6 protein-coding genes are annotated in these 4,882 nt (G+C 39.3%); 1 reads left to right on the forward strand and 5 read right to left on the reverse strand.

The window, feature by feature from the left end:
- Positions 1 to 243: 243 nt before the first annotated feature.
- Entirely contained in the window at positions 244 to 954 is a 711-nt protein-coding gene (locus tag PLE33_09055; GenBank protein ID HPS61389.1) for a hypothetical protein, read from the forward strand.
- Between the two features lie 136 nt (positions 955 to 1,090).
- Here PLE33_09055 and PLE33_09060 read toward each other — a convergent pair whose 3' ends face one another.
- The 5 genes from PLE33_09060 to PLE33_09080 all read right to left on the reverse strand — a co-directional run bounded on the left by PLE33_09060 (position 1,091) and on the right by PLE33_09080 (position 4,690).
- The gene (locus tag PLE33_09060; protein ID HPS61390.1) at positions 1,091 to 2,377 is read right to left on the reverse strand and encodes an Ig-like domain-containing protein; all 1,287 of its coding nucleotides are present in this window, start codon (positions 2,375 to 2,377) and stop codon (positions 1,091 to 1,093) included.
- Positions 2,378 to 2,411: 34 nt separating this feature from the next.
- Positions 2,412 to 3,047: a hypothetical protein gene (locus PLE33_09065; protein ID HPS61391.1), complete on the reverse strand. Its 636-nt coding sequence runs from the start codon at positions 3,045 to 3,047 to the stop codon at positions 2,412 to 2,414.
- Positions 3,048 to 3,153: 106 nt separating this feature from the next.
- Positions 3,154 to 3,798 carry a riboflavin synthase gene (locus tag PLE33_09070; protein HPS61392.1) on the reverse strand — a complete coding sequence of 215 codons (645 nt, stop codon included), beginning with the start codon at positions 3,796 to 3,798 and terminating at the stop codon, positions 3,154 to 3,156.
- Positions 3,767 to 4,366 (reverse strand): recombination mediator RecR, encoded by a 600-nt coding sequence (gene recR, locus PLE33_09075; GenBank protein HPS61393.1) that lies wholly within the window; start codon positions 4,364 to 4,366, stop codon positions 3,767 to 3,769. The genes PLE33_09070 and recR overlap by 32 nt, the downstream gene beginning before the upstream one ends.
- Positions 4,367 to 4,690 carry a YbaB/EbfC family nucleoid-associated protein gene (locus tag PLE33_09080; GenBank protein ID HPS61394.1) on the reverse strand — a complete coding sequence of 108 codons (324 nt, stop codon included), beginning with the start codon at positions 4,688 to 4,690 and terminating at the stop codon, positions 4,367 to 4,369.
- Positions 4,691 to 4,882: the final 192 nt, after the last annotated feature.

Raw genomic sequence — 4,882 nt, forward strand, 5'->3', positions numbered from 1 at the left:
TGGAAGAGTAGGTCGCCGCCATCGCTAACGGCGTTTTTTGTTGCTGAAAATGCAAGATGCTAAAAAAGGAATGAATATCGTAAGCACCTGGCTAAATAAGTTTTTTTCAGTGGTTTTAAAGCCAAAATACAGTTTTTTTGATTGGAAATGTCTTTTCTATTTGTTAGAATTGATTTAGATGTATGCTATCGCAGATGCAACTAAGCACTATGCAATATTAAAAAGACATTAGGAGATGGAACAATGAAGATAGACACCAAAAAGTTAGAAAAATACCTACGCTATTTCTTTATTCTGTTGACTTCTTTAGTTGTCGGATACAACTTATATTTGAGACAATGGGAGACATTGTGGTCAGCAGTGATGACTTTACTGCTATTTATATTACCGACGGTATTGGAGAAGAGGATTGCGATTAGAATACCTACTACATTTCAAATCATAATCTTACTGTTTATTTTTGCCTCAATGTATTTGGGAGAAATTCACAGTTATTTTTATCGTTATCGCTGGTGGGACAGGATGTTGCACACGGCTTCGGCAGTAATTTTAAGTTATTCGGGTTTTATCTTAATTTATTCTATGAATAAGGATAACAAGATAAATGTGAAATTAAGTCCGAAATTTATGGCTCTATTTAGTTTCTGTTTTGCGATAATGGTTTCTGCGGTTTGGGAAGTATTTGAATATGCTACTGATTCTATTCTCGGATTGGATATGCAAAAGGCACGGAATTTGGAGCAGGTATATGGTTTTTTTGATACCCGTTTGGGGGTAAAAGATACAATGAGTGACTTGATTGTAGATGCTATTGGTGCATATATCGTTTCGCTAATAGGATATTTTCATTTGAAGAGAAAGAAGGATGAGGACTCGGCTTTTTGGGCTTTGCATAAACAGTTTTTAGAAGATAATCCGGAGCTATTCGTGCGGTCAGATAATAAGGTTAAATAAGCTGGACCAGTTTTGGCTGAACAGGAGAGAAGGGAATTTAGTGATTTGTAATGCAGGAAAAATATAAAGATGCTGGAAGGGTTGCATAACATCAGGAAAATTCAGGTATAGTTTCACAGGAATTCAGAATTGCGATTCAAAACTTTCTCAGTAAGGGCAGAAATTGCAATTCATAGTTGTTATTCAAGTGGTTACCGCTAAAATCGGTAGTTGCAGAAGTAATAAGCAATATATGGCTTTTGTAGTTCTCCAGTTCTTTTTGGGGCTGAAAGCGATGGATTCGTCCTGTTTCGGATAAATGCTTCAGGGGAATTTCCTGATTGTTGCAGAGCAATTTTGCCTGGATATTGGCTTTTGGAATTATTTCGTTAAAATGGATTTCCAGAACAGGCAGCAAAGTATTTACCGACGCACCGTTACGAGGTTGGGTGAAAGTAACGACAGGAGCGAGGGTATCGGCTGCAGTTTGAGCTTTGAATTTAATTTCCAGTTTAGGGCTGAGGTTATCTTTTTTATCTTTCACACCTGTAAAAGTAAGTGTATATTCGGTGCTGTCCATTTTGGCTGTTAACAAGCTAACTTTATTGCCCTCAATCAATTGATACGCAATTGGCAAAGGTTTTTCCAGGGCTTGCAAGGTCACTTCCGAATAACCCTTAATTTCTTCACTGAAGATAACTTGCAGTTCACGATTGCTAAGCCGGTTAACTCTTGTAATTTTAGCTATTGTAGAATCGCTATAAGCCATTGATAAATTTAAGGTTGAGACGGCTGAACCGGAGGTAATACCTTCAAAATAGGGTTCTAAACCGAAATCATAGCGACCGTTTTGATTTTTATCTATATATGCACGCAGGATATGCTTTTGGGGATTCAGATTGTCAATAGCATAAGCTCCGCCTTGAAGAACTCCGCTTAAAACGAGTAAAGAATCTGAAGATAAAAGAGTTAGCTCTAATGGCAAGCCCTTATCGGTGGATTCTTCATAGTCAATTGTTCCGGCAATGCGATTGGTAGCAAGATTGCCATTACGAAAGATAAGCGTTTGGTTTTTTTCCAAGGTATTGCCACGCAAGTCCTTAAGGCGTTTAGTGAGGGTTACAAAATAATTAGTATGTAGCTGTAACGGTTCCTTAAGCTGGAGCTTAAGATTAGCTCCATCCAGAGTTATTTTCTTATTTTGCACCGGTGGATAGATGTAGATAGAATTAGCTAAGGTATTCCTATCCATTGGTTTAGAAAAGGAAATCTCAATTATTCCGGAAGAAATATCACCGTATTCGGCAGGAGAACTTTCCAGAATCACAGGTTTATCAAGGTCTTGCGGACCTCCGGTAGGACTGCGTTTATTGCCACAACTGCTAATTAAGAATAATATAATTAGCAGATAGAACAGGCGGACTAAAGTTTTACTAAAGTTCATAATTTTCTATCCCATAAAGATATAGCATTGTTATTCAATTTTGGTTGACCAGGAGGTCAACCTTGCGGAAGAACGACATCTTGTCGTTCCACTTACAACCGCGGTATTTCTTTACCACGCTTTTCTCAGTAACCAAATAAACATAAAAGGTGGTTGACCAGGAGGTCAACCTTCCGAAGTGGTTGACCAGGAGGTCAACCTTGTGGATGAACGACATCTTGTCGTTCCACTTACAACCGAGGTATTTCTTTACCACGCTTTTCTCAGTAACCAAATAAACATAAAAGGTGGTTGACCAGGAGGTCAACCTTCCGAAGTGGTTGACCAGGAGGTCAACCTTGTGGATGAACGACATCTTGTCGTTCCACTTACAACCGAGGTATTTCTTTACCACGCTTTTCTCAGTAACCAAATAAACATAAAAGGTGGTTGACCAGGAGGTCAACCTTCCGAAGTGGTTGACCAGGAGGTCAACCTTGTGGATGAACGACATCTTGTCGTTCCACTTACAACCGAGGTATTTCTTTACCACGCTTTTCTCAGTAACCAAATAAACATAAAAGGTGGTTGACCAGGAGGTCAACCTTCCGAAGTGGTTGACCAGGAGGTCAACCTTGTGGATGAACGACATCTTGTCGTTCCACTTACAACCGAGGTATTTCTTTACCACGCTTTTCTCAGTAACAAAATAAACATAAAAAGTTGGTTGACCAGGAGGTCAACCTTCCGAAGTGGTTGACCAGGAGGTCAACCCTCCGAAGTGGTTGACCGGGAGGTCAACCTTGCGGGTTGGTTGACGAGGACATCAACATTGCTGAAATAACATACTTACCTAAGATATCATACTCCACATTTACGGTCTCGCCAGTTTTTATTGTTCCGAGATTTGTATGTTCCAAAGTATGACCAATTAACGCTACGCTGAAATAGTTATTGCGCATATCAGCTATCGTTAAACTGACCCCATTAAGAGCAATTGAACCTTGGGGAACGATCATCTTTCTTTCCTTTTGGGGAAGTTCCAAATGCAAGTAATCGGTGCCTTCTATTTTTAAGCGCGAAATTATGCGCAATTTGTTGTCTATATGACCCTGAACCAGGTGTCCATCCAGACGGGAATTCAGTTTTAGCGCTCTTTCCAGATTGATAACTTTGCCCAAACACCAATTTTTAGCAGCAGTTTTTTGCAGAGTTTCCCGCATAACTTCTACACTAAAATATTTTGGTTCCAGCTCAATAACGGTTAGGCAAATTCCATCGCAGGCAATGCTACAACCAATCTTCAGGTCATCAAAAATAACAGGTTTAGTAATGGTAAACTTGCATTCCTTACCGGTAGGACTGAGATTTAAGATTTTTTCAGTTGCTTCAATGATGCCGGTAAACATCTTACTGAACCATATATCGGCGTTTCCAGGCATTGGCTAAAGTATTTAAATTACTATATTCCAGGTCTCCTCCAAAAGGAATACCTGTGGAAAGGCGAGTGATATTTAATCCCTTATCTTTAAGCAGCTCCCAAAGATAGTGAATTGTTGCTTCTCCTTCGGCAGAAGGTTTTAGGGCTAAAATCAGTTCACCGGGATGCAGTTCTTCTATTCTTTGCAATAACATAGCGGTGTTTATTTGTTCGGGTCCATAGCCATCCAAAGGGGAGAGCAAATGACCTAAAACAAAATATCTACCCTTAAATTCGTTCATTCCTTCCAAAATCTGGATGTCCGAACTATTTTCTACAACGCAAAGATAATTATCTACTCTATCCAGAGAAGTGCAAAAAGGGCAGGGATCGCTTTCCGAAAGCATATTACACCGGCTGCAGGTAGTGAAATTTTCAACGGTGGTCTTTATGATTTCTGCCAAGTTCAAAGCAAAGTTTTTATCCTGCGCAACCAAATACCAGGCAAGCCGTTGAGCCGTTTTTTTGCCAATACCGGGAAAACGATTGAAACTTTGTATTAAGCGTTCCAGATTTTCAGAGAAAAGCATTTAACCTAAACCGGGAATATTAATTCCGCCTGTAACTTTACTCATTGCATCGTCAGATGCTTCTTTCACATTGCTGATAACTTCTTGTATGGCAGCCGAAATAAGGTCTTCCAGCATTTCTACATCTTCAGAATCAACAACCTGAGGGTCTATTTTTAATGAAACAACTTCATACTGACCGTTCATTTCAATTGTTACCATTCCTCCACCTGTAGAAGCAGTGTAAACTGTATTTGCCAGTTCTTCCTGTTGTTTCATCATTTCTGCCTGCATTTTTTGGGCTTGTTTCATCAATTGCTGCATATTTTTTCCACCGGGAAGCATATTAAACTCCTTATTTTATAGTTTTGTTCTTTATTTGAGGATATGGGGTATCCGTCAAGAAAAAGTTTAGCCACCGAGGACACCGAAGACACCGAGATTTTTATTTTACAAAGAGGAAAAGAAAAAGTTTAACCACTGAGGACACCGAAGACACCGAGATTTTTATTTTACAAAGAGGAAAAGAAAAAGTTT

This window comes from Candidatus Cloacimonas sp. (assembly GCA_035403355.1).
Classification (GTDB): domain Bacteria; phylum Cloacimonadota; class Cloacimonadia; order Cloacimonadales; family Cloacimonadaceae; genus Cloacimonas.

What these genes read in the sequence shown, in the direction of transcription:
- PLE33_09055 (HPS61389.1), top strand. Translation starts at nt 244, where the DNA reads ATGAAGATAGACACCAAAAAGTTAGAAAAATACCTACGCTATTTCTTT.
- PLE33_09060 (HPS61390.1), bottom strand. Translation starts at nt 2,377, where the DNA reads ATGAACTTTAGTAAAACTTTAGTCCGCCTGTTCTATCTGCTAATTATA.
- PLE33_09070 (HPS61392.1), bottom strand. Translation starts at nt 3,798, where the DNA reads ATGCCTGGAAACGCCGATATATGGTTCAGTAAGATGTTTACCGGCATC.
- recR (HPS61393.1), bottom strand. Translation starts at nt 4,366, where the DNA reads ATGCTTTTCTCTGAAAATCTGGAACGCTTAATACAAAGTTTCAATCGT.
- PLE33_09080 (HPS61394.1), bottom strand. Translation starts at nt 4,690, where the DNA reads ATGCTTCCCGGTGGAAAAAATATGCAGCAATTGATGAAACAAGCCCAA.